Source organism: Ruegeria sp. HKCCD7628 (assembly GCF_057221005.1).
The window spans coordinates 729,217-747,448 of the sequence record NZ_JBWVBA010000001.1 but is presented as its reverse complement, the minus strand read 5'-3'; the positions used below and the strand labels follow the sequence as shown (position 1 = coordinate 747,448).

The window sequence follows — 18,232 nt, the reverse complement described above, 5'->3', positions numbered from 1 at the left end:
AAAAATCCAGTGGCGCAAACCTGTTGCGCCTGGTTCTGTAAATGTGCTGGATGGTGCAGGGCCTTGGGGGCAAGGCTTTATTGGTTTAACAACAAGGCATACCATGTCGCCCGACACGCAGACCTCACCGATCTTGGCCTCGATCCTGATGATAAGCTCGATGGCGATCATTGGGGTGGTGGATAATGTGGTGATCTTGTTGGCCGAGACGATCGGCCTTTGGCAGTTCCACCTAAGCCGCGCCGCGTTGATGCTGCCGTTGATCGTAGGATTGTCGCTATTGGGTTTCGGGAAGTTGCGCCCAAATCGTCTGGGGCCTGTGATGTTGCGCAGTGTGCTGATCACGTTGGCGATGTTATTCTATTTTGGCGCGTTGGCCCTGATGCCCATTGCACAGGCCTTGGCGGGGCTGTTTACCTCGCCGATCTTTGTGCTTCTGATATCGACGCTGGCGCTGGGGCAAAAGATCGGGCCCTGGCGTATTTTCGCTGTTTTTCTGGGGTTCACCGGCATTTTATGCGTACTGCAACCGAACCCGTATGAGTTCGATGTAAAGACGCTGTTACCTGTCGCCGGGGGGCTGTTCTATGCGCTGAGCGCTGTTATCACGCGCAGTCACTGCGCAGGGGAAAGTACCGTCGCTCTATTAGCGGCCATGGTCGTCACTTTGGGGTTGGCGGGGGCAACGGGTGTGATCGCCTTGACGGTGTTTCCTCTGACATCGCCTGAAGGGCCGGAGGGGTTCGTCACGCGCGGATGGGTTTGGCAGATGCAACCTGCTATCCCCTGGATTGTCGTTCAGGCCGTTGGATCGACAATCGCCGTTTTCATGCTGATCAGAGCCTATCAGATCGGAGAGCCGTCCTATGTCGCGGTATTCGAATACTCGGTCATGATTTTTGGCCCCCTGTTCGCCTGGGTTGCCTTTGGCCAGTCGATCGGCGTTATGCAGATCGCAGGGATTGCCCTGATCGCGACGGCGGGCGCCGTATTGGGCTGGAGAGCCGGGCGCACATCCCCCGAGAACGCCATCGCATGATCATTTCCAGGGGTCGGCGATACGTGTTTGTTCATATCCCCAAAAGCGGAGGGACATCGCTGTCTTTGGCTTTGGAAGACCGGGCTATGAAAGATGACATCCTTGTGGGCGATACACCCAAGGCGCTGCGACGCCGCAAGCGGTTAAAGGCGATGACGGGCGCAGAACGTCTCAGGAAACACGGCGTTTTGTCTGATATCGACGGGATAGTATCCGCGGACGAACTTCGGTCGATGTTCACCTTCACTCTGGTTCGGAATCCTTGGGACCGGATGGTCAGCTACTATCACTGGTTAAGGGATCAAACCTTCGAACACCCGGCAGTCGGCCTGGCCCGCAAACTGCCGTTCACAGAGTTCGTTCTGCACGCTGATACAGCGCAGTCTTTCGCAGCCAACCCGGCGCGACGCTATATGACTCTGGCGAACGGGGTCGAGCACTGCAGCGCGTATATCCGTTTGGAACAGTTCGAGAAAGACGCCGAGCCTTTGTTTGAACATCTCGGGTTCAGGCTGTCGCTGCCACAATCGAACCGTTCAGACCGTGTTGCAGATTACCGAGGTTATTTCACGCCAACGACACGCGCCGCTGTTGCTGCGACGTGTGCCGAAGATATCGAAAGGTTCGGCTACGGCTTTGATGATTTCGGGATATGATCACGGGTTGATTTGACGTCAACATTGCGCCAACCCGCAGACAGGAAAACTGGCGCATGCAGAACATGCGCCAGTTTTTTAGTTCAGGCTGCTTTCGCTTCGGGGTCGAAGCGGCCGTAGAAGGTCTGGCCTTTCTCGGCCATCTCGCGCAGTAGCGGCGGGCAGGCGAACCGATCACCGTATTTCGCCGTCAGTTGGTCGCAACGCTCGGCCGCATAAGGTGCGCCGATGATGTCAACCCAGCTGAGCGGACCACCGGACCAGGGCGCAAAGCCCCAAGCCAGGATCGCGCCAACATCGGCCTCGCGGATGTCTTCCACTACGCCTTCTTCCAGCGCACGGACGGCTTCCAGAACCTGAGCGAACATCAGGCGTTCCTGAACTTCGATCAGATCGGGCTGGTCCTCGGCCAGCGGGAATTTGTCCTGCAGACCTTTCCAGTATCCCTGACGCTTGCCCTTTTCGTCATAGTCAAAGAAACCGGCCTTGGACTTGCGGCCCAGACGCCCCTGTTCTTCCATCCAGAAGATCAGATCGTCGGCGCTGCTTGCCGGATAGGCATCGCCCATCGCGGCCTTGGTGGCGCGGGCGATCTTGACCCCCAGATCGATCGAGGTTTCATCGGTCAGGGTAATTGGTCCCACCGGGAAGCCTAGCTGACGTGCGGCGTTGTCGACCAGCACGGGGCTGACACCTTCGGTCACCATACGCGCGCCTTCGTTCAGGTAGGGGATGATGCAACGGTTGCAGTAGAAGAACCGCGCGTCGTTGACCACGATGGGCGTTTTGCGGATCTGGCGCACATAATCCAGCGCTTTGGCAACCGCACGATCACCAGTTTCCTTGCCCTTAATGATCTCGACCAGCAGCATCTTCTCGACCGGCGAGAAGAAGTGGATACCAATGAACTGATCAGGACGCACGCTGGCCTTGGCCAAATCGGTGATCGGCAGGGTCGATGTGTTCGAGGCAAAGATGCAGTCGTCCGAGATAATCGCCTCGACCTTTTTGGTCATGTCGGCTTTGATGGCGGGGTCTTCGAATACGGCTTCGATGATCAGATCGCAGCCTTTCAGCTTCTCCAGATCAGGTGTCGGAGTGATCAGGCCCAGCATAACGTCTTTCTTGTCTTCTGAGATCTTCCCCCGCTTGACCGACTTGTCCAGATAGGTCTCGGAATACGCTTTCCCTTTGTCCGCGGCAGCCTGATCGCGGTCAATCAGGACAACCTCCATACCGGCTTGGATCGAGACCAGCGCGATACCGGCCCCCATCATACCTGCACCCAGAACACCGACTTTCCTGACCGACTGATCGGGGATTCCGGCAGGGCGCACGGCGCCTTTGTCCAGTGCCTCTTTGTTCAAGAACAGCGAGCGGATCATTGCACCTGATGACGGGTTCATCAGCACAGTGGTGAACCAGCGAGCCTCGATCCGCAGGGCGGTGTCGAAATCGACCAGCGCGCCTTCATAAACCGCGCTCAGCAAAGCTTTGGCTGCTGGGTAAGCACCCTGAGTTTTGCCGTGCACCATCGCAGAGGCACCGACGAAGTTCATGAAACCGGCTGGGTGGTAGGGGGCACCACCGGGCATCTTGTACCCTTTGGCGTCCCAAGGTTTGACCAGATCAGTCTCCTTGGCGTTCAGAACCCACTCTTTCGCGGCGGCCATGGGGTCGGCGGCGATCTCGTCGATATAGCCAGCACCTTTGGCTTTTTTGACGTCCAGCATCTTGCCTTCCAGCAACAGCGGCGCTGCAGCAATCGTACCCATCTTGCGGATCATGCGCGTGGTGCCGCCTGCGCCGGGGAAGATGCCGACCATGATTTCCGGCAGGCCGTATTTGGCTTTGGGATCTTCACCGGCAAAGATGCGGTGGGTCGACAGGGGCAGTTCCATGCCGATCCCGGCGGCGGTGCCGGGCAGAACGGCTGCAATCGGCTTGCCGCCCTTCTTGGTTTTGAAGTCCATGCCTGCCAATTCAATCTTACGCAGCAGGGCGTGAATTTTCATCGTGCCTTCGAACAGGCCTTTGGCGGGATCGTCACCGGCCTCTTCCTTCATCACGGCCAACAGGTTCAGGTCCATGCCGCCGGCAAAGGAACCCTTCTTGCCCGAGGTGATGATGATGCCTTTGATCTCGTCATCGGCCAGCGCCTGATCGATACAGGCGTCCAGTTGCGTCAGTCCGTCAAAGGACATCACGTTCATTGATTTGCCGGGAACATCCCAGGTAATCGTGCCGACTCCGTCGGCGTCTTTGGTCAGGGTAAACTCGGTCATCCGTCGTCTCCAATCTGGTCAGCCGTCAGCGGGCTGCCGTCTTTCCGGGTGAAGGATTCGCCATCTGCGTCGTCCTTCACCATCATGTCGATATCGCTATAAAAGCCGGTCTCGGTCGGGGTCCGCGTGCCCACCACCAGAAAGGTCGCGGGCGCATCGGTTTTGTTTACAAGGTGGTGGCCGTTGGGCTCACCTGCGGGCCAGGCCGCACAATCACCGGGCTGCATCTCATGCTCACCATCGTCGTCGATCAGGGTGCAGATGCCGGAAAGCACAATGGCGAACTCGTCCTGCTCCATGTGGTAGTGCCGCAGCGAGGACATCCCCGCAGGCTCCAACCGCACGATGTTGACCCCATATTGGGTCAGACCGCCCGCATCCCCCAGCCGCTGAACGAAACGACCTGCGGTCGCCTCGGCCAGCTTGCCAGGATAGGACGATCCCCCAATAAACGGGATCTGAGAGAGATCCAGCTTGGGCATCAGACCCGCTCGATGATGGTCGCGGCACCCATGCCCGACGCAATGCAGAGCGTGGCCAGACCGGTTTCTTTGTCCTGCCGCTCCAGCTCGTCCAACAGAGTACCGATGATCATCGCGCCAGTTGCACCCAGCGGGTGACCCATCGCAATCGAGCCGCCATTGACGTTAACCAGCTCTGGGTCCACATCAAATGCTTGCTGGAACCGCAACACGACCGAAGCGAAGGCTTCGTTCACTTCGAACAGGTCTAAATCCGAAATCTGCATGCCGTTGTCGGCCAAGATTTTCTGGGTCACCGGAACCGGGCCAGTCAGCATGATGGTCGGGTCCAAACCGATCTTGGCAGTGGCCTTGATCCGTGCGCGCGGTTTGATGCCGTGCTTTTCACCGAATTCCTTGTTGCCGATCAGAACGGCCGCAGCCCCGTCCACGATGCCCGAGCTGTTGCCCGCGTGGTGGATGTGGTTGATCTTTTCCAGGTGCGGGTATTTCAGCAGGGCGACTTTGTCGAAGCCCGGCATCTGCTCGCCCATCATCTGGAAGGCGGGGTTCAGGCCGCCGAGGCTCTGCATGTCGGTGCCGGGGCGCATGTATTCGTCATGGTCCAGAATGGTCAGGCCGTTGCGGTCTTTGACGGGGACAATCGACTTGGCAAAGCGGCCTTCTTCCCACGCCTGCGCGGCGCGGCGCTGCGACTCCATCGCCAGCTGGTCTGCCTGATCGCGGCTGAAGCCGTATTCGGTCGCGATGATGTCCGAGGAAATCCCCTGCGGCACGAAATACGTGTCCATCGCCAGCGACGGATCAACGGCAATCGCCGCACCGTCCGACCCCATGGCCACGCGGCCCATCATCTCGACGCCGCCGGCGATGTAGCCGTCACCGGCACCGCCTTTGATCTGGTTGGCGGCCAGGTTCACAGCTTCCATGCCCGAGGCGCAGAAGCGGTTGATGGCCAGACCGGGGATCGATTCATCCAAATCCGATGCCAGAACTGCAGAACGGGCCAGACAGCCGCCCTGTTCCATCACCTGCGTGACGTTGCCCCAGATCACGTCTTCAACGGCGTGGCCTTCCAGGTTGTTACGCTCTTTCATTGCGTTAAGGGCGACGGCGGACAGTCGCACCGAGGTTACCTCGTGCAGGCTGCCATCCTTGCGGCCCTTTCCGCGCGGTGTGCGCAGGGCGTCATAGATGTAAGCTTCGGTCATGATGCTCTCCTTAAGCTCGATCCGGCACTTGGCCGGGCATCAGGTCGTAGGGGTGTTGCCAACCCGGCTGTTCAGACAGCCGCGTCAGCCATTTGTCGATATTGGGCCATTCGGAACGGTCAAAACCGAAGGGCTCGGGGTAATACAGGTATCCGCAGCAGCTGAGATCGGCGTTAGCCACGCCGTCGCCCACGATCCAGTCGCGGCCATCCAGATGTGCGTTCAGAATTTGATAGGCCGACTTCAAACGGCCCTGATTAAAGGCAATGACGTCAGCATTCCGATGCTCTGCGGGAAGGAAATTCATCAAAAATCGTGTCATTCCAGCTCCTGAGCTGAGCTTGTGATTGTCCCACAAAACCCAGCGCAGAACTTCGTACCGCTCAGCGTGAGAATTACCACCAAACTTTCCGGTCTTTTCGGTCACATACGCTTGAATGGCACCAGACTGGCTGGTGCTGAAATCACCGTCCACCAAGACGGGCGCTTCGCCCATCGCGTTGACATTCGCCCTGTATTCCGGTGTGCGGGTCTGGCCGTTAAAGAAATCAACTTCGATTGGCTCCCAGTCCAACCCGGACATCTCCAAAGCCAGCGCAGCCTTGTAAGAGTTTCCGCTGACGCTGAAACAGTGCAGTTTGATGGTCATCCTTAGCCTCCCTTGACGTATGCCCGACCGAGTGGTGCCGTTGGCTTTCGCCCGCCCTTTGTCGGGCGGTCGCGGTTCTTTAACGTTTGCGCGCTTCGAGTTCCGAATTGAAGATACGCAAGCGGTGCGTCAGGTTCTCCTCGTGAATGACGCTGTTGAAGTTTTCAAACAGGAAAGACAGTGCTTCGCCTTCGTCCAGACCGGCCTCGCGGGAAAAGGCCCTGAGGCGGCGATATCCATCTTCGGTCATGGCAACCGGGAAACGGCGGGTCAGTCGAAAACGTTTCGGCATGTCTATCCTTTCGAAAACCCGGCTGCGGGAACAGCCCCGCAGCCGGTTTCAGATCAGAAGCTTGCCGCCTCGAGCGCCATGACGGTGTCGGCACCGGTCTGAATGCGTGCAAGGTGCAGCGCAGTAGCCGGCAGGCGACGGGCCATGTAGAACTGACCGGTGGCAATCTTGGTCTCGTAGAACTCGGTATCCGAGGTGCCGCCGTCAAGGGCTGCATAAGCCGCTTTTGCCATTTGTGCCCACATCAGGCCCAGGCAGACATGGCCGAACATGTGCATGAAGTCGTTCGAACCGGCCAGCGCGTGGTTGGGGTTCTTGGCGCCGTTCTGCATGAAGTACATGCCAGCTGCCTGCAGATCCTTCGAGGCCGCCTTGAGCGGTTCGATGAACGCCTTGTCCAGCGCTTCGTTCTGGCCACCGTTTTCCTTGCAGAAATTCTTGACCATCTCGAAGAAGGCCATCACGTGCTTGCCGCCATCCGTGGCCAGCTTACGACCCACAAGGTCCAGCGCCTGAACGCCGTTTGCACCTTCGTAGATCATCGCGATGCGGGCGTCGCGGGTATACTGCGACATGCCCCATTCCTCGATATAACCGTGGCCGCCGTACACCTGCTGTGCCTTGACGGTCATGTCATAGCCTTCATCGGTCAGGAAACCCTTGATGACCGGCGTCAGCAGCGAGATCAGGCCGTCCGCATCCTTGTCATGCGAGCGATGCGCCTTGTCGATCATCGTGGCACCCCACAGGGCAAACGCACGCGCGCCTTCGGTAAAGCTTTTCTGATCCATCAGGCTGCGGCGGATGTCGGGGTGGACTATCAGCGGATCGGCCGGACCATCGGGGTTCTTGGCGCCGGTTACATCACGACCCTGCAGGCGGTCCTTGGCATATTCTACCGCGTTCTGATAGGCAGCCTCGGCCTGTGCCAGACCCTGCATACCTACACCCAGACGCGCTTCGTTCATCATGGTGAACATGGCACGCATACCTTTGTGCAGGTCGCCCAGCAGGAAGCCGGTGGCTTCGTCATAGTTCATCACACAGGTCGAGTTGCCGTGGATGCCCATTTTCTCTTCGACTTTGCCGACCGAAACGCCGTTGCGTTCGCCCAGCGAGCCGTCTTCGTTGACGATGAACTTGGGCACGATGAACAGCGATACGCCCTTGATGCCCTCGGGGCCGCCGGGGATTTTGGCCAGAACCAGATGGATGATATTGTCGGCCATGTCGTGGTCACCGGCCGAGATAAAGATCTTCTGACCCGACACCTTATAGCTGCCATCGTCCTGCGGTTCAGCTTTGGTGCGCATCAGGCCCAGATCGGTGCCGCAATGCGGTTCGGTCAGGTTCATGGTGCCGGTCCACTCGCAGCTGACCATGTTGGGCAGGTAGGTCGCTTTCTGCTCGTCGGTGCCGTGGGCCAGAATGGCCGAGGCCGCGCCATGGGTCAGGCCCTGATACATGGTGAACGCCTGGTTCGAGGATGAGAACATCTCACCCACCGCACTGCCGATCACGTAGGGCATGTTCTGGCCGCCGAACTCTTCGGGCATGTCCAGACCGGTCCAGCCACCTTCTTTGACTTGCTCGAAAGCGTCTTTGAACCCTGTAGGGGTGTAAACGACACCATTTTCGTGGCGAACGCCTTCAGTATCGCCAACCACGTTCAGCGGATGCAGAACGTTTGATGAAATCTTGCCTGCTTCTTCCAGCACGGCAGCGGTGAAATCCGCGTCCAGTTCGTCGTAACCGGGAATGTCCGATCCCGATACGTTCAGCACTTCGTGCAGGATGAATTGCATGTCTTTGGTTGGCGCGTTGTAGACGGGCATTTGAAGCTCCCTTTAAAATTCGAATGTCCGGTGATTGGGACCGCCGGGATTTACTCGGCGGCCTTTTTGTCGTTTTTCATCGAGGCGATCACTTTCTCGCCCCAACGCAACTGTTCTTTCAGATCGTCGATCGCCTGGGTCAGTTCTTCCCGGCGTGCTTCCATGTCGGCTAAGCGTTCACGGGCGATCTCAAATGTGCGGGTCATCTGGGTCATCTGCTGATCACCCACATGATAAAGGTCCAGCAACTGCCGGATTTCCTCGAGGCTGAACCCAAAACGCTTACCGCGCAGGATCAGTTTCAGACGGGCGCGGTCACGTTTGGTGAACAGACGTTTCTGTCCTTCACGGCTCGGGAACAGCAGTTCCTTGGCCTCGTAAAACCGCAAAGTTCGCGGCGTGACATCATAAGTCTCGCACATTTCACGAATGGTCATCAGATCTTCGGTCATGGCTTCAGCACTCTTGTTCACTGGCGTTGATGTGGTTCAGTTGCGCAGTTTGTGCGCCACTTACAACACGGAGATGGCGTTCGCGTAATCCAAACGCTACGTCACAAATAAGTTGACGTAACTTCCGTTTGCGTCAAGTGGATTTGAGGCTGGGCGGTCGTAACGTCACGTCACGAATAGTGTCGGAAACAACCAGATTGGGGCGTGGAGGCGCAACAAAATAACCCTGCCAGTCAACAGCGCGACAGCAGGGTCGAAAGGAATAGCACTATATCGAAGGGCTGGGTGGCCGCGATCAGTTCAGGGATTTCGCGGTCTGATCGCGCATCTGTTTCAAGGCGTCGATCGCATCGTCAAGCTGTTGTTTCTGTGAATTCAGCTCGATCAGTTGAAGGTCAGCCATTTCGACAAACGTCTTCATCTGCGCCTGATTCCCCTGATCTTCATAGATCAGCAACCACTGCCGGATGTCTTCCAGAGGGAACCCGTATTTGCGCCCCCGCATGATCAACGTCATACGCGCACATTCGCGCGGACCGTAAAACCGCGAGCGGCCTTCACGATCAGGCTGCAAAAGCTCGATATATTCATAGTAACGCAGGGTGCGCGGGGTCACATCGAACTCGGCACACATCTCTTTGAATGACAAACGGTCGTCGGACATTCCTGATCTCCTCTGCGGCAGCCTATGACCTGTCGGCTTCAAGCGCAACAGGCGGGCTTGCTCTTTTGCGGGTCACACGCTCATAAAGGGATAAATCAAGAGGACACAAGCAGATGGTCGACAAAGCCGCTATCGCGCGCCAGTTCATCGAAGCGATTCCGCATGCTCGCGCGTTGGGTATGAAGCTGAACAAAATCGGGAATGGCGAGGCTGAAATAACGATGCCGTATAATGCCGAACTGGTCGGCGATCCGCGCACTGGCGTCATTCACGGAGGTGCGGTTTTTGCAGTACTAGATACGTGCTGCGGAGCCGCCGTCATGAGCCATCCTGCCGCCCCCGGCGGTACGGCTACGATTGACCTGAGAATAGACTATATGAGGGCTGCGACGCCGGGTCAGAGCATCACGACCCACGCTACGTGCTACCACTTGACCCGCAATGTCGCCTTTGTGCGCGCGACCGCGATGGACGAGGATCAGGAGTTGCCTGTTGCCACAGCCTCGGGGTCTTTCACGGTGGAGGGTTTGTGATGGCGCGGCAACGTCCCGAACCCATGCAGGTGGTCAAGCACAGGCGCGATGCGGCACTGAACGCGATCGTCGATGGTGTCCCCTACATCCGGTTCCTCAATATTGCCTTCGACCGGCGCGGGGACGAGCTGACCGGAGTGCTGAATTTTGACGAAAAGTTGATCGGAAATCCCCTGCTTCCAGCCCTGCACGGCGGGGTCACTGCCGCTTTTCTCGAAGTGACGGCCGTCATCACGCTGAGTTGGGAGTACTTCCTGCCCAGTATCGAAAGCGGTGAATTGGACGCCGATGCAATCGTCAAGGACGAGTCGATCCGGTTTCCAAAAACGGTCGACTTCACGGTCGACTATTTGCGATCGGGTTTGCCACGCGACGCCTATGCCCGTGCTTTTGTCAGCCGATCGGGGCGGCGTTATGCATCGGTTAGGGTCGAAGCGTGGCAGGACAACCACGCGCGTCCCTATGCGCAGGCATCGGGGCATTTCCTGATGCCGCAACCTAAGGCCAAGGATAGCTAGAACACCATGCAGGACGCTTCGGCACCTATAACGCATGGACGGGTGCTGAAGATTGCCCTTCCTATCGTGTTGTCAAACGCAACCGTTCCGATTTTGGGCGCGGTCGATACCGGCGTTGTGGGTCAGATGGGGCAGGCGGCACCCATCGGAGCCGTCGGCATGGGTGCTGTCATCCTGTCTGCGATCTATTGGATCTTCGGGTTTTTGCGCATGGGGACCACCGGCCTTGCAGCGCAGGCGCGCGGGGCGGGCGACACGGCCGAGACCGGAGCGCTGTTGATGCGCGGCCTGCTTCTGGGCGGTGCGGCGGGTCTTGTCTTTATCGTTACGCAAGTGTGGGTGTTCTGGGGGGCCTTCGCGCTGTCCCCGGCCAGTCCCGAGGTCGAGTCCCTGACTCGCGCATACCTTGAAATTCGTATCTGGGGTGCGCCCGCGACGATTGCGCTTTATGCCGTGACCGGCTGGTTGATTGCTATCGAGCGCACCCGTGGCGTGTTCCTTCTTCAGATCTGGATGAACGGGCTGAACATTCTGTTGGACCTATGGTTCGTTCTTGGGCTGGGATGGGGTGTCGAAGGTGTGGCTGTTGCGACTCTCATCGCCGAGTGGACCGGTCTGGCGTTGGGTCTATGGCTGTGCCGCAGCGCGTTTTCGGGTCGTCAATGGCGCGATTGGCCTCGGATTTTCGATTCGGCTCGCCTGCGTCGGATGGTTCAGGTGAATACAGATATCATGATCCGGTCGGTCCTGTTGACGGGCTCTTTCACCACCTTTCTGTTCGTGGGCTCGGATCTGGGCGACGTCAATCTGGCGGCCAATCAGGTCCTTCTGCAGTTTCTTGAGATCACCGCCTTTGCGCTGGACGGCTTTGCCTTTTCAGCCGAGGCACTGGTCGGCGGCGCGGTGGGGGCGCGGGACCGGTATCAGGTGCGGCGGGCTTCGGTCATCGCGTCGCAGTGGGGGGTAGGGGGTGCTTTCGCGCTGGGCGCGGTATTCTACCTTGCCGGGCCTGCGCTGATCGACCTTATGTCTACCTCTCCCGAGGTCCGTCTGGCCGCGCGAGAATACCTGATCTGGGCGGCGCTGGCCCCGGTGATCGGAGTGGCTAGCTGGATGTTCGACGGCATCTATATCGGGGCAACCTGGACGCGGGATATGCGCAACGCGATGATCCAGTCGGTTGCAATCTACGTGGTTGCCCTGTTCGTACTGGTGCCGACTCTGGGCAATCACGGCCTTTGGGCCGCGTTGATGGTTCTGAACATCGCGCGGGGATTGACCTTGGGCTGGCGCTATCCCCGGCTTGAGGCGCAGATCGCTTAAAGCAGGTCCAGCAGGTTCTCGGGCGGGCGGCCGATGGCGGCCTTGTCGCCATTGATCGCCAGAGGACGCTCGATCAGGATCGGGTGTTTCGCCATGGCCGCGATCAATGCGTCCTCTGACGTGGTTTTGGTCAGCCCGAGTTCCTTGAACTGTTTCTCGCCCGTTCGCATCATGTCGATGGCGGGTACGTTCAAAAGGGCCAGTGTTGCGCGCAACTCATCCGCCGAGGGCGCGTCTTCAAGGTATTTCCGCACCTCGACCTGCGCGCCTTTTTCCTCAAGCAACGCCAGCCCTGCGCGGGATTTGGAACAGCGGGGGTTGTGCCAATATTCGATCATAGCCAGTCCTCACGTTTGCTGCCCATAGCCTGTGCGACCGTGTCGAACCCGTCGCGCGCCAGAAGTTTGTCCAACCCTTGCGCGATCTCCGCGGCCAGTGAAATGCCGCCATAAACCATCGCCGTGTAGAACTGCACGGCATAGGCTCCGGCGCAAATCTTGGCATAGGCCTGTTCCGCCGTACTGATCCCGCCAACACCGATCAGGGGGATCTGGCCGTCGGTCAACTGGCTCAATCTCGCCAATACGCGGGTGGATTTGTCGAACAGAGGTGCTCCGGACAGACCTCCGGCTTGATCCTTGTGAACACTGCGCAGACCGTCGCGGGACAGGGTGGTATTGGTGGCGATCACCGCATCCACGCCGGTTTCCCGAGCGACCTCGGCAATATCCTGCAGCTCGTCTTCGGTCAGATCGGGGGCGATCTTCAGGAACACAGGCAGGATGCGCGGTAGAGCATCGCGGGTCTCGATCACCCCAGCCAGCAACGCGCTTAGCGCGGCCTTGCCCTGCAGGTCGCGCAGTTTCTCGGTATTGGGGGACGAAACATTGACCGTCGCAAAATCCAGATGTGCCGCGCAATGGGCCAGCACCTTGGCAAAATCGCCGGGGCGGTCGTCGCTGTCCTTGTTTGCACCCAAGTTCAGGCCGATCACCGCGTCTTTGGGACGATCCGCCAGACGTTGGGCCATGACCTCCATGCCTTCGTTGTTGAAGCCAAAGCGGTTGATGGCGGCCTTGTCTTCGCTCAGGCGAAACAGGCGGGGTTTGGGGTTGCCGGGCTGCGGGCGCGGGGTCACGGCGCCGACCTCGATAAACCCGAAGCCCACGCGAGACAGGGGTGTCAGAACCTCGCCGTTCTTGTCGAACCCAGCGGCCAGCCCGACCGGGTTGGGCAGGTCAAGCCCAGCCACCTGCGTGCGCAATCGGGACGAGGTCACAGGACCGGGCGCAGGGGCAAGGCCCGCTTTCAACGCCTTTATCGACATCCCATGCGCGGCTTCCGGATCCATCCGGTGCAGGGCGGCAAGGCCCAGTTTCTCGGTCAGTTTCATCCGAAGCTCTCTCTGCTTTGGGTCGGAGCGCAACGGATCAGGCGCGACGTGTCCACCGCCGCCTGACGATGCACGACCGCTTTTTGGTAATCCGGGTCCGTGACCATTTCCATGAACGCATGGGCGGTGGGGTAGCGGGCGATAAAGACTGCGTCCCAAACCTCGTCCTGCGGGCCGATCAGGGTTGTTTGAAACGCGCCGCTCCATAGAATATGCGCGCCGATACGAGCGATGATCGGGGCGGTTTCGCTCCCGTAGTTGCGATAGGCCTGCGCGCCGGTCAGACCGGCATCGGCCAGATCGTGGTCATCCGGGTACGCGGCCTTGACGCGGAATTTCACCAGATTGAGCATCTCGATCGGATGATCACGGTCCAGATTCTTGAACGCCTCGAACTGAGCGCGCTCGGGGTCGACGTAGCGGGTCATTCCATCTCCTCGGGGAACTGGTGGGCCTGCCCGTCAAAAGGCAAAGGCTTGGCCCAACGCACATCCGTCATCCTGATCTGTCGGTAGAGATGCGGGAACAGCGCGCCCCCGCGCGAGACCTCCCATTTCAGGTCGTCACCCATCGCGCCGGCGTCGCAGGCCAACAGGGTCAGACCGTCGATCCCGGCGAAATGCTTGGCCGCTGTCTCGGCTGCTTGCTCGGCCGTCGAGAAATGGACATAGCCGTCTGCGACATCAATCGGAGCACCGTCCGTTGCCCCATCGGACTGCAAAGCGGCCCATTCGTCGGCCCGGAAAATCTTGTAAATCAGCATGGGGCCGTGATGCCTCGCACGGCGGGTAGAATCAAGCTGGATTTCCCCCTTTGACTCTTTGCGCGGCACGGCGCACGATCACGACAAATAACAATTGGGAGTTTGAACATGTTCACCCGCTTACTGACATCGGTCGCCGTTCTGGGCCTGACAGCAGGCATGGCAGCAGCCGAATATAAGCTGACGATCCTGCATACCAACGATTTCCACGCCCGGTTCGAACCCATCAACAAATATGACAGCGGCTGCAGCGCCGAAGACAATGCCGAAGGCGAGTGCTTTGGTGGCTCGGCCCGTTTGGTAACGGCAGTGAACGATGCCCGTGGCCGTGCCGAGAACTCGATCCTTGTGGATGGCGGAGACCAATTTCAGGGGTCCCTGTTCTATACCTATTACAAGGGCAAGGTCGCGGCTGAGTTCATGAACAAACTGAGTTATGACGCGATGACCGTGGGCAACCACGAATTCGACGACGGGCCCGAGGTTCTGCGCGGTTTCATCGACTCGGTCGATTTTCCAGTGCTGATGTCGAACGCCGATGTCAAAGACGAAGAGCTGCTGACCGACAAGATCAAGAAATCGACCGTGATTGAAGTGGGCGGGGAGAAAATCGGCCTGATCGGCCTGACCCCGGAAGACACCCATGATCTGGCCTCACCCGGCCCGAACATAACCTTCTCGGATCCGGTCCCGGCGGTGCAGGCCGAAGTTGACAGACTGACCGGCGAGGGGGTGAACAAGATCATCGTACTCAGCCATTCGGGCTTTGGCGTGGACCAACGCGTAGCCAGTGAAACAACCGGTGTCGATGTGATCGTGGGGGGACATTCCAACACGTATCTGTCCAACGTCTCGGACAAGGCGGCGGGTCCCTATCCAACCGTGGTGAACGGGGTCCAGATCGTTCAGGCCTATGCCTATGGCAAATTCCTGGGTGAGCTGAACGTGACCTTTGACGACGATGGCAATGTGGTCGAAGCCGCGGGCGAGCCGCTGATCATGGACAACACTGTGACCGAGGATCAGTCGGCGCTGGATCGCATCGCGGAACTGGCCGTGCCGCTGGACGAGATTCGCAACAAGGTTGTGGCAAGTGCTGCTGACGCGATTGAGGGCGACCGCGCTGTCTGCCGAGTGCAAGAATGCCAGATGGGCAATCTTGTAGCCGATGCCATGCTGGCCCGTGTTGCCGATCAGGGTGTGCAGATTGCAATTGCAAACTCGGGTGGTTTGCGTGCCTCGATTGATCCGGGTGACGTGACCATGGGCGAAGTGCTGACCGTGCTGCCGTTCCAGAACACGCTCTCAACCTTCCAGATCAGCGGTCAGGGCGTCATTGATGCGCTGGAAAACGGTGTGAGCCAGGTAGAAGAGGTCAAGGGCCGTTTCCCGCAAGTGGCCGGTATGACTTTCACATGGGATCCTGCGGTTGCGCCGAACGAAGGGCGTATCAGCGATGTGATGGTAGCCAAGGACGGGGGCTTTGTCCCGATTGACCCGGCGGCGACCTATCTTGTCGTGACCAACAACTATGTCCGTAATGGCGGCGACGGCTATGACATGTTCGAAGGCGATGACAAGAACGCCTATGATTATGGCCCGGACCTGGCGGATGTAACTGCTGAATATCTTGCGGAAAACGCGCCTTACACGCCGTACCTGGACGGGCGCATCAAGCAGAAGTAACCCGTTATACTATTGGAAAAGGCCGCGCCATGCTGCGCGGCCTTTTTTGGTCAGTCAAAATCGTATTCTGGCCAAAGCTCGGGATCGAGGCCCTGCAACATCGGCTGAAGGTGGTCGGATACGCTGCGCCAACCGCCGATCGACTTAGTTGAAATCTTCTTACGCACCTGATCGATGCTAGCCGTCCTGACCTGCTTGGTGTTTTCTTCCGGATGCATCATCGTCTCGGTCCACTCGAGGTCACAGAACGCAGCAACCTGTTGGCTGTAAGTCTTTGGGTCTTCGACCAGTTTTTCGTATTGGACTGTCAGTATTCGGTCGCCAAACACCGTGTTCCAATGCGTCATGTAGCGTCGATACATATTCGCGGTATGAGCGATCGCCTTTTGGTTTGAAGCATACCGCATTCCACCCGCTGGAAAGCGCCTGATCCATTTTGACAAACCGACGTCCCGCGGATCCCGAAGCATGTTAATGATCTTTGCGTTCGGAAAAGCTGCTAGCAAGAATCCAATTCGCTGGAAATTGTGTGGCATCTTGTCGACAAACGCGACCGATCCTTCTGGGATTGGGGGCATCAGGGCGCGAAAGTCCTGTGCGAACTCGCTTGCATTCTGCGAGCTGAAAGCATGAGACGCCTGCTCAAAATCACGCGAGAGATCGGCGGCCACCGTCAGCTCGCCACATCCTGCAACCCCGGGGGCAGAACTGAGCATCATCTCCATCAAGGTCGTACCCGAACGGGGCTGTCCCAGAACGAAGATTGGTACAGGGCGTTCGCTTATATCAGAGGATGGAAGATCGGTGTTTTCACGGAACTGCCCGGTGATCACTTCGAACTTTTGCTCTTCTGCCGCGAAATCGTACGGGATTGTTTCGTGTTGAATTGCGTTCGCGCGCTCGAATTGAGGCAGCGCAGCGTTAAGCCCCTGAGTTTTGGACAGCAAATGTGCCTTCGCAAATTCAAGCTCGGACAGCTTGTGTTCGCTATTTGCAATGGCTGTCTCAACCTTCTCGATTAAGTCGGGCGCACTGTCCTTGTTGGCCATTGTCGACAACTGAAGAAGTGAAAAAACGTGCTCGGGGTTTTGTGCTGTAATCTTACGCAGGATTTCACCGGCGGTTTCCTTGTCGCCGCTCTGGTGCAAATTGATTGCCTTTTGGAACGCGATGCTCTCGTCGTCCGGAGCAAGCTCGAAAGCTCGGGCAATGTCGCGCGTATTTTCTTCAACAAAGCCAATGCGCCCATAAGCTCTGGCGCGAGACGACAACAGGCTGGCATTGTCCGGGTCGCTTTCTAGCTTCTTGGTTGCGTTGTCGATGATGGCACGCCAGTTGCTGCCTTTAAGCTCAATTTCGTCAATAACCCGGCTCAGCTCTTTGTTATTGGGAAATTTCTGCAGTTTTTGCTCGGCATACTCCAATGCTTTTGGAATTTGCCCGGTCTGCATCAAAGCGTTTGCAAGGTTTTCCGCAAACTGGGGATCGTTTGGCTTTCGTTTGGATGCCTCAACGAAATGTGGAATGGATTTTCGATACTGTTTCAACTCGGTCAGGACAAACCCGGAAATGGCGTGAAAATCCGTGTCAGCCGGAAATTTCTTCAGACCCAACTGCGCCTTTTTCAGTGCCTGTTGAAGCTTGCCAGCCTCTAAAGCGGCCACAGCCTTGCCTTTTATGGTTTTCGCTGTTTGATTTTGCATGAGACCCCGTGAGAACCTTTGCCCGAACGAAACGAATATTGATGGTTCATCTCCTATGTGCGGACGGTTTGCAATAACTCTTCCAAACGACGCTATGGCGCAGCTGTTTTCAGCGCGGCCCGCGAATACGTTGCCCGCAGTGCCCAACTTTAACGTTTGCCCGACAAATCAAGTGCATGTGGTCCGCTCGGATCAGGACGGGCGCACCCTTGATCCCTTGCGCTGGGGTTTTATCCCGCACTGGTACAAAACTGAAACGGCCGGGCCGTTGCTAATCAATGCCCGGTCAGAAACCCTGGCTGAAAAACCTGCCTATCGCGCAGCCTGCCGTGAGAGGCGGTGTCTGATTGTAGCGACAGGGTTTTACGAATGGACGAAAACTCCAAACGGTGACCGCCTGCCATGGTATATCCATCGTCAGGATCAAGCGCCGATTGCTTTTGCGGGGGTCTGGCAGAATTGGGGCTCTGACGAGAACCGACAAGGGACATGCGCCATCGTGACCACGCCCGCCAACACGCGTCTTGGGGCCATTCATCACCGTATGCCATTGATCCTTGAACAACAGGACTGGCCAATGTGGCTGGGTGAGACCGGGAAAGGGGCCGCGCGACTTATGACGCCGGGTGCCGAAGATGTCCTGACATACCACCGCGTTGACCCGGTCGTGAATTCGAACCGGGCCAGCGGGTCGTCACTGATCGAGCCTCTGGTCGAATGACGGCCGTCCTTTTCAAGCCCGCTTGCG

General features: G+C 58.1%; 20 protein-coding genes. 7 read left to right on the top strand and 13 right to left on the bottom strand.

All coding sequences use genetic code 11. The annotated features are described in order from the left end of the window. The first annotated feature begins 103 nt into the window (after window positions 1-103). Window positions 104-1,039, top strand: a complete 936-nt coding sequence (locus AC2TAD_RS03745; protein WP_480866024.1) for a DMT family transporter — start codon at window positions 104-106, stop codon at window positions 1,037-1,039. Window positions 1,040-1,062: 23 nt separating this feature from the next. Beyond that, window positions 1,063-1,695 (top strand): sulfotransferase family 2 domain-containing protein, encoded by a 633-nt coding sequence (locus tag AC2TAD_RS03740; protein ID WP_480866023.1) that lies wholly within the window; start codon window positions 1,063-1,065, stop codon window positions 1,693-1,695. A gap of 83 nt (window positions 1,696-1,778) precedes the next feature. On the opposite strand, the gene AC2TAD_RS03735 is transcribed toward AC2TAD_RS03740, so the two are convergent. The 8 genes from AC2TAD_RS03735 to AC2TAD_RS03700 all read right to left on the bottom strand — a co-directional run bounded on the left by AC2TAD_RS03735 (window position 1,779) and on the right by AC2TAD_RS03700 (window position 9,565). After that, window positions 1,779-3,980: a 3-hydroxyacyl-CoA dehydrogenase NAD-binding domain-containing protein gene (locus tag AC2TAD_RS03735; protein WP_480866021.1), complete on the bottom strand. Its 2,202-nt coding sequence runs from the start codon at window positions 3,978-3,980 to the stop codon at window positions 1,779-1,781. Further along, window positions 3,977-4,462, bottom strand: coding sequence for a cupin domain-containing protein (locus tag AC2TAD_RS03730; protein ID WP_170354709.1), 486 nt, complete (start codon window positions 4,460-4,462; stop codon window positions 3,977-3,979). The genes AC2TAD_RS03735 and AC2TAD_RS03730 overlap by 4 nt, the downstream gene beginning before the upstream one ends. Next, complete coding sequence (locus tag AC2TAD_RS03725) at window positions 4,462-5,673, bottom strand: acetyl-CoA C-acetyltransferase (protein WP_170354708.1); 1,212 nt, start codon at window positions 5,671-5,673, stop codon at window positions 4,462-4,464. The genes AC2TAD_RS03730 and AC2TAD_RS03725 overlap by 1 nt, the downstream gene beginning before the upstream one ends. Window positions 5,674-5,683: 10 nt before the next feature. Continuing rightward, on the bottom strand, window positions 5,684-6,322 hold the full coding sequence (locus AC2TAD_RS03720) for a glutathione S-transferase family protein (protein ID WP_480866019.1): 639 nt from the start codon (window positions 6,320-6,322) through the stop codon (window positions 5,684-5,686). Window positions 6,323-6,401: 79 nt separating this feature from the next. Beyond that, window positions 6,402-6,614: a hypothetical protein gene (locus AC2TAD_RS03715; RefSeq protein ID WP_170354706.1), complete on the bottom strand. Its 213-nt coding sequence runs from the start codon at window positions 6,612-6,614 to the stop codon at window positions 6,402-6,404. Between the two features lie 53 nt (window positions 6,615-6,667). Beyond that, on the bottom strand, window positions 6,668-8,449 hold the full coding sequence (locus tag AC2TAD_RS03710; RefSeq protein ID WP_170752307.1) for an acyl-CoA dehydrogenase C-terminal domain-containing protein: 1,782 nt from the start codon (window positions 8,447-8,449) through the stop codon (window positions 6,668-6,670). A gap of 50 nt (window positions 8,450-8,499) precedes the next feature. Then, window positions 8,500-8,901, bottom strand: a complete 402-nt coding sequence (locus AC2TAD_RS03705) for a MerR family transcriptional regulator (protein ID WP_480866017.1) — start codon at window positions 8,899-8,901, stop codon at window positions 8,500-8,502. Window positions 8,902-9,196: 295 nt separating this feature from the next. Beyond that, window positions 9,197-9,565, bottom strand: coding sequence for a MerR family transcriptional regulator (locus AC2TAD_RS03700; RefSeq protein WP_170354703.1), 369 nt, complete (start codon window positions 9,563-9,565; stop codon window positions 9,197-9,199). A gap of 113 nt (window positions 9,566-9,678) precedes the next feature. Here AC2TAD_RS03700 and AC2TAD_RS03695 point away from each other — a divergent pair, with 113 nt between their 5' ends. From AC2TAD_RS03695 to AC2TAD_RS03685, 3 genes are read left to right on the top strand one after another with little or no spacing between them, the layout of a single operon-like run. Beyond that, entirely contained in the window at window positions 9,679-10,098 is a 420-nt protein-coding gene (locus AC2TAD_RS03695) for a PaaI family thioesterase (RefSeq protein ID WP_170354702.1), read from the top strand. Continuing rightward, window positions 10,098-10,616, top strand: coding sequence for a PaaI family thioesterase (locus AC2TAD_RS03690; protein WP_480494534.1), 519 nt, complete (start codon window positions 10,098-10,100; stop codon window positions 10,614-10,616). Before AC2TAD_RS03695 ends, AC2TAD_RS03690 begins: the two co-directional genes overlap by 1 nt. A 6-nt stretch (window positions 10,617-10,622) precedes the next feature. After that, the gene (locus AC2TAD_RS03685) at window positions 10,623-11,939 is read left to right on the top strand and encodes an MATE family efflux transporter (protein WP_480866015.1); all 1,317 of its coding nucleotides are present in this window, start codon (window positions 10,623-10,625) and stop codon (window positions 11,937-11,939) included. Here AC2TAD_RS03685 and arsC read toward each other — a convergent pair. The 4 genes from arsC to AC2TAD_RS03665 are packed head-to-tail and all read right to left on the bottom strand — an operon-like array spanning window position 11,936 to window position 14,095. Continuing rightward, the gene (gene arsC / locus AC2TAD_RS03680) at window positions 11,936-12,277 is read right to left on the bottom strand and encodes an arsenate reductase (glutaredoxin) (protein ID WP_170752315.1); all 342 of its coding nucleotides are present in this window, start codon (window positions 12,275-12,277) and stop codon (window positions 11,936-11,938) included. The genes AC2TAD_RS03685 and arsC overlap by 4 nt on opposite strands. Further along, window positions 12,274-13,332 carry a quinone-dependent dihydroorotate dehydrogenase gene (locus AC2TAD_RS03675; protein ID WP_480866013.1) on the bottom strand — a complete coding sequence of 353 codons (1,059 nt, stop codon included), beginning with the start codon at window positions 13,330-13,332 and terminating at the stop codon, window positions 12,274-12,276. The genes arsC and AC2TAD_RS03675 overlap by 4 nt, the downstream gene beginning before the upstream one ends. Continuing rightward, window positions 13,329-13,760 (bottom strand): DUF1330 domain-containing protein, encoded by a 432-nt coding sequence (locus AC2TAD_RS03670; RefSeq protein WP_480866011.1) that lies wholly within the window; start codon window positions 13,758-13,760, stop codon window positions 13,329-13,331. The genes AC2TAD_RS03675 and AC2TAD_RS03670 overlap by 4 nt, the downstream gene beginning before the upstream one ends. Beyond that, a complete protein-coding gene (locus AC2TAD_RS03665; protein WP_480866010.1) occupies window positions 13,757-14,095 on the bottom strand; it encodes a DUF952 domain-containing protein in 339 nt (112 codons plus the stop codon). The genes AC2TAD_RS03670 and AC2TAD_RS03665 overlap by 4 nt, the downstream gene beginning before the upstream one ends. A 108-nt stretch (window positions 14,096-14,203) precedes the next feature. Between AC2TAD_RS03665 and AC2TAD_RS03660 the strand changes: the two genes are divergently transcribed. Continuing rightward, complete coding sequence (locus tag AC2TAD_RS03660) at window positions 14,204-15,781, top strand: bifunctional metallophosphatase/5'-nucleotidase (protein ID WP_480866008.1); 1,578 nt, start codon at window positions 14,204-14,206, stop codon at window positions 15,779-15,781. Between the two features lie 50 nt (window positions 15,782-15,831). Here AC2TAD_RS03660 and AC2TAD_RS03655 read toward each other — a convergent pair whose 3' ends face one another. Next, window positions 15,832-17,484, bottom strand: a complete 1,653-nt coding sequence (locus AC2TAD_RS03655) for a tetratricopeptide repeat-containing sulfotransferase family protein (RefSeq protein ID WP_480866006.1) — start codon at window positions 17,482-17,484, stop codon at window positions 15,832-15,834. 55 nt (window positions 17,485-17,539) lie between these two features. Between AC2TAD_RS03655 and AC2TAD_RS03650 the strand changes: the two genes are divergently transcribed. After that, window positions 17,540-18,205: an SOS response-associated peptidase gene (locus AC2TAD_RS03650; protein ID WP_170752980.1), complete on the top strand. Its 666-nt coding sequence runs from the start codon at window positions 17,540-17,542 to the stop codon at window positions 18,203-18,205. The last annotated feature ends 27 nt before the right edge of the window (window positions 18,206-18,232 follow it).

Coding starts and splice junctions, on each gene's coding strand:
- AC2TAD_RS03745 (WP_480866024.1), top strand. CDS start 104: ATGTCGCCCGACACGCAGACCTCACCGATCTTGGCCTCGATCCTGATG.
- AC2TAD_RS03735 (WP_480866021.1), bottom strand. CDS start 3,980: ATGACCGAGTTTACCCTGACCAAAGACGCCGACGGAGTCGGCACGATT.
- AC2TAD_RS03730 (WP_170354709.1), bottom strand. CDS start 4,462: ATGCCCAAGCTGGATCTCTCTCAGATCCCGTTTATTGGGGGATCGTCC.
- AC2TAD_RS03725 (WP_170354708.1), bottom strand. CDS start 5,673: ATGACCGAAGCTTACATCTATGACGCCCTGCGCACACCGCGCGGAAAG.
- AC2TAD_RS03720 (WP_480866019.1), bottom strand. CDS start 6,322: ATGACCATCAAACTGCACTGTTTCAGCGTCAGCGGAAACTCTTACAAG.
- AC2TAD_RS03715 (WP_170354706.1), bottom strand. CDS start 6,614: ATGCCGAAACGTTTTCGACTGACCCGCCGTTTCCCGGTTGCCATGACC.
- AC2TAD_RS03710 (WP_170752307.1), bottom strand. CDS start 8,449: ATGCCCGTCTACAACGCGCCAACCAAAGACATGCAATTCATCCTGCAC.
- AC2TAD_RS03705 (WP_480866017.1), bottom strand. CDS start 8,901: ATGACCGAAGATCTGATGACCATTCGTGAAATGTGCGAGACTTATGAT.
- AC2TAD_RS03700 (WP_170354703.1), bottom strand. CDS start 9,565: ATGTCCGACGACCGTTTGTCATTCAAAGAGATGTGTGCCGAGTTCGAT.
- AC2TAD_RS03695 (WP_170354702.1), top strand. CDS start 9,679: ATGGTCGACAAAGCCGCTATCGCGCGCCAGTTCATCGAAGCGATTCCG.
- AC2TAD_RS03690 (WP_480494534.1), top strand. CDS start 10,098: ATGGCGCGGCAACGTCCCGAACCCATGCAGGTGGTCAAGCACAGGCGC.
- AC2TAD_RS03685 (WP_480866015.1), top strand. CDS start 10,623: ATGCAGGACGCTTCGGCACCTATAACGCATGGACGGGTGCTGAAGATT.
- arsC (WP_170752315.1), bottom strand. CDS start 12,277: ATGATCGAATATTGGCACAACCCCCGCTGTTCCAAATCCCGCGCAGGG.
- AC2TAD_RS03675 (WP_480866013.1), bottom strand. CDS start 13,332: ATGAAACTGACCGAGAAACTGGGCCTTGCCGCCCTGCACCGGATGGAT.
- AC2TAD_RS03670 (WP_480866011.1), bottom strand. CDS start 13,760: ATGACCCGCTACGTCGACCCCGAGCGCGCTCAGTTCGAGGCGTTCAAG.
- AC2TAD_RS03665 (WP_480866010.1), bottom strand. CDS start 14,095: ATGCTGATTTACAAGATTTTCCGGGCCGACGAATGGGCCGCTTTGCAG.
- AC2TAD_RS03660 (WP_480866008.1), top strand. CDS start 14,204: ATGTTCACCCGCTTACTGACATCGGTCGCCGTTCTGGGCCTGACAGCA.
- AC2TAD_RS03655 (WP_480866006.1), bottom strand. CDS start 17,484: ATGCAAAATCAAACAGCGAAAACCATAAAAGGCAAGGCTGTGGCCGCT.
- AC2TAD_RS03650 (WP_170752980.1), top strand. CDS start 17,540: ATGTGCGGACGGTTTGCAATAACTCTTCCAAACGACGCTATGGCGCAG.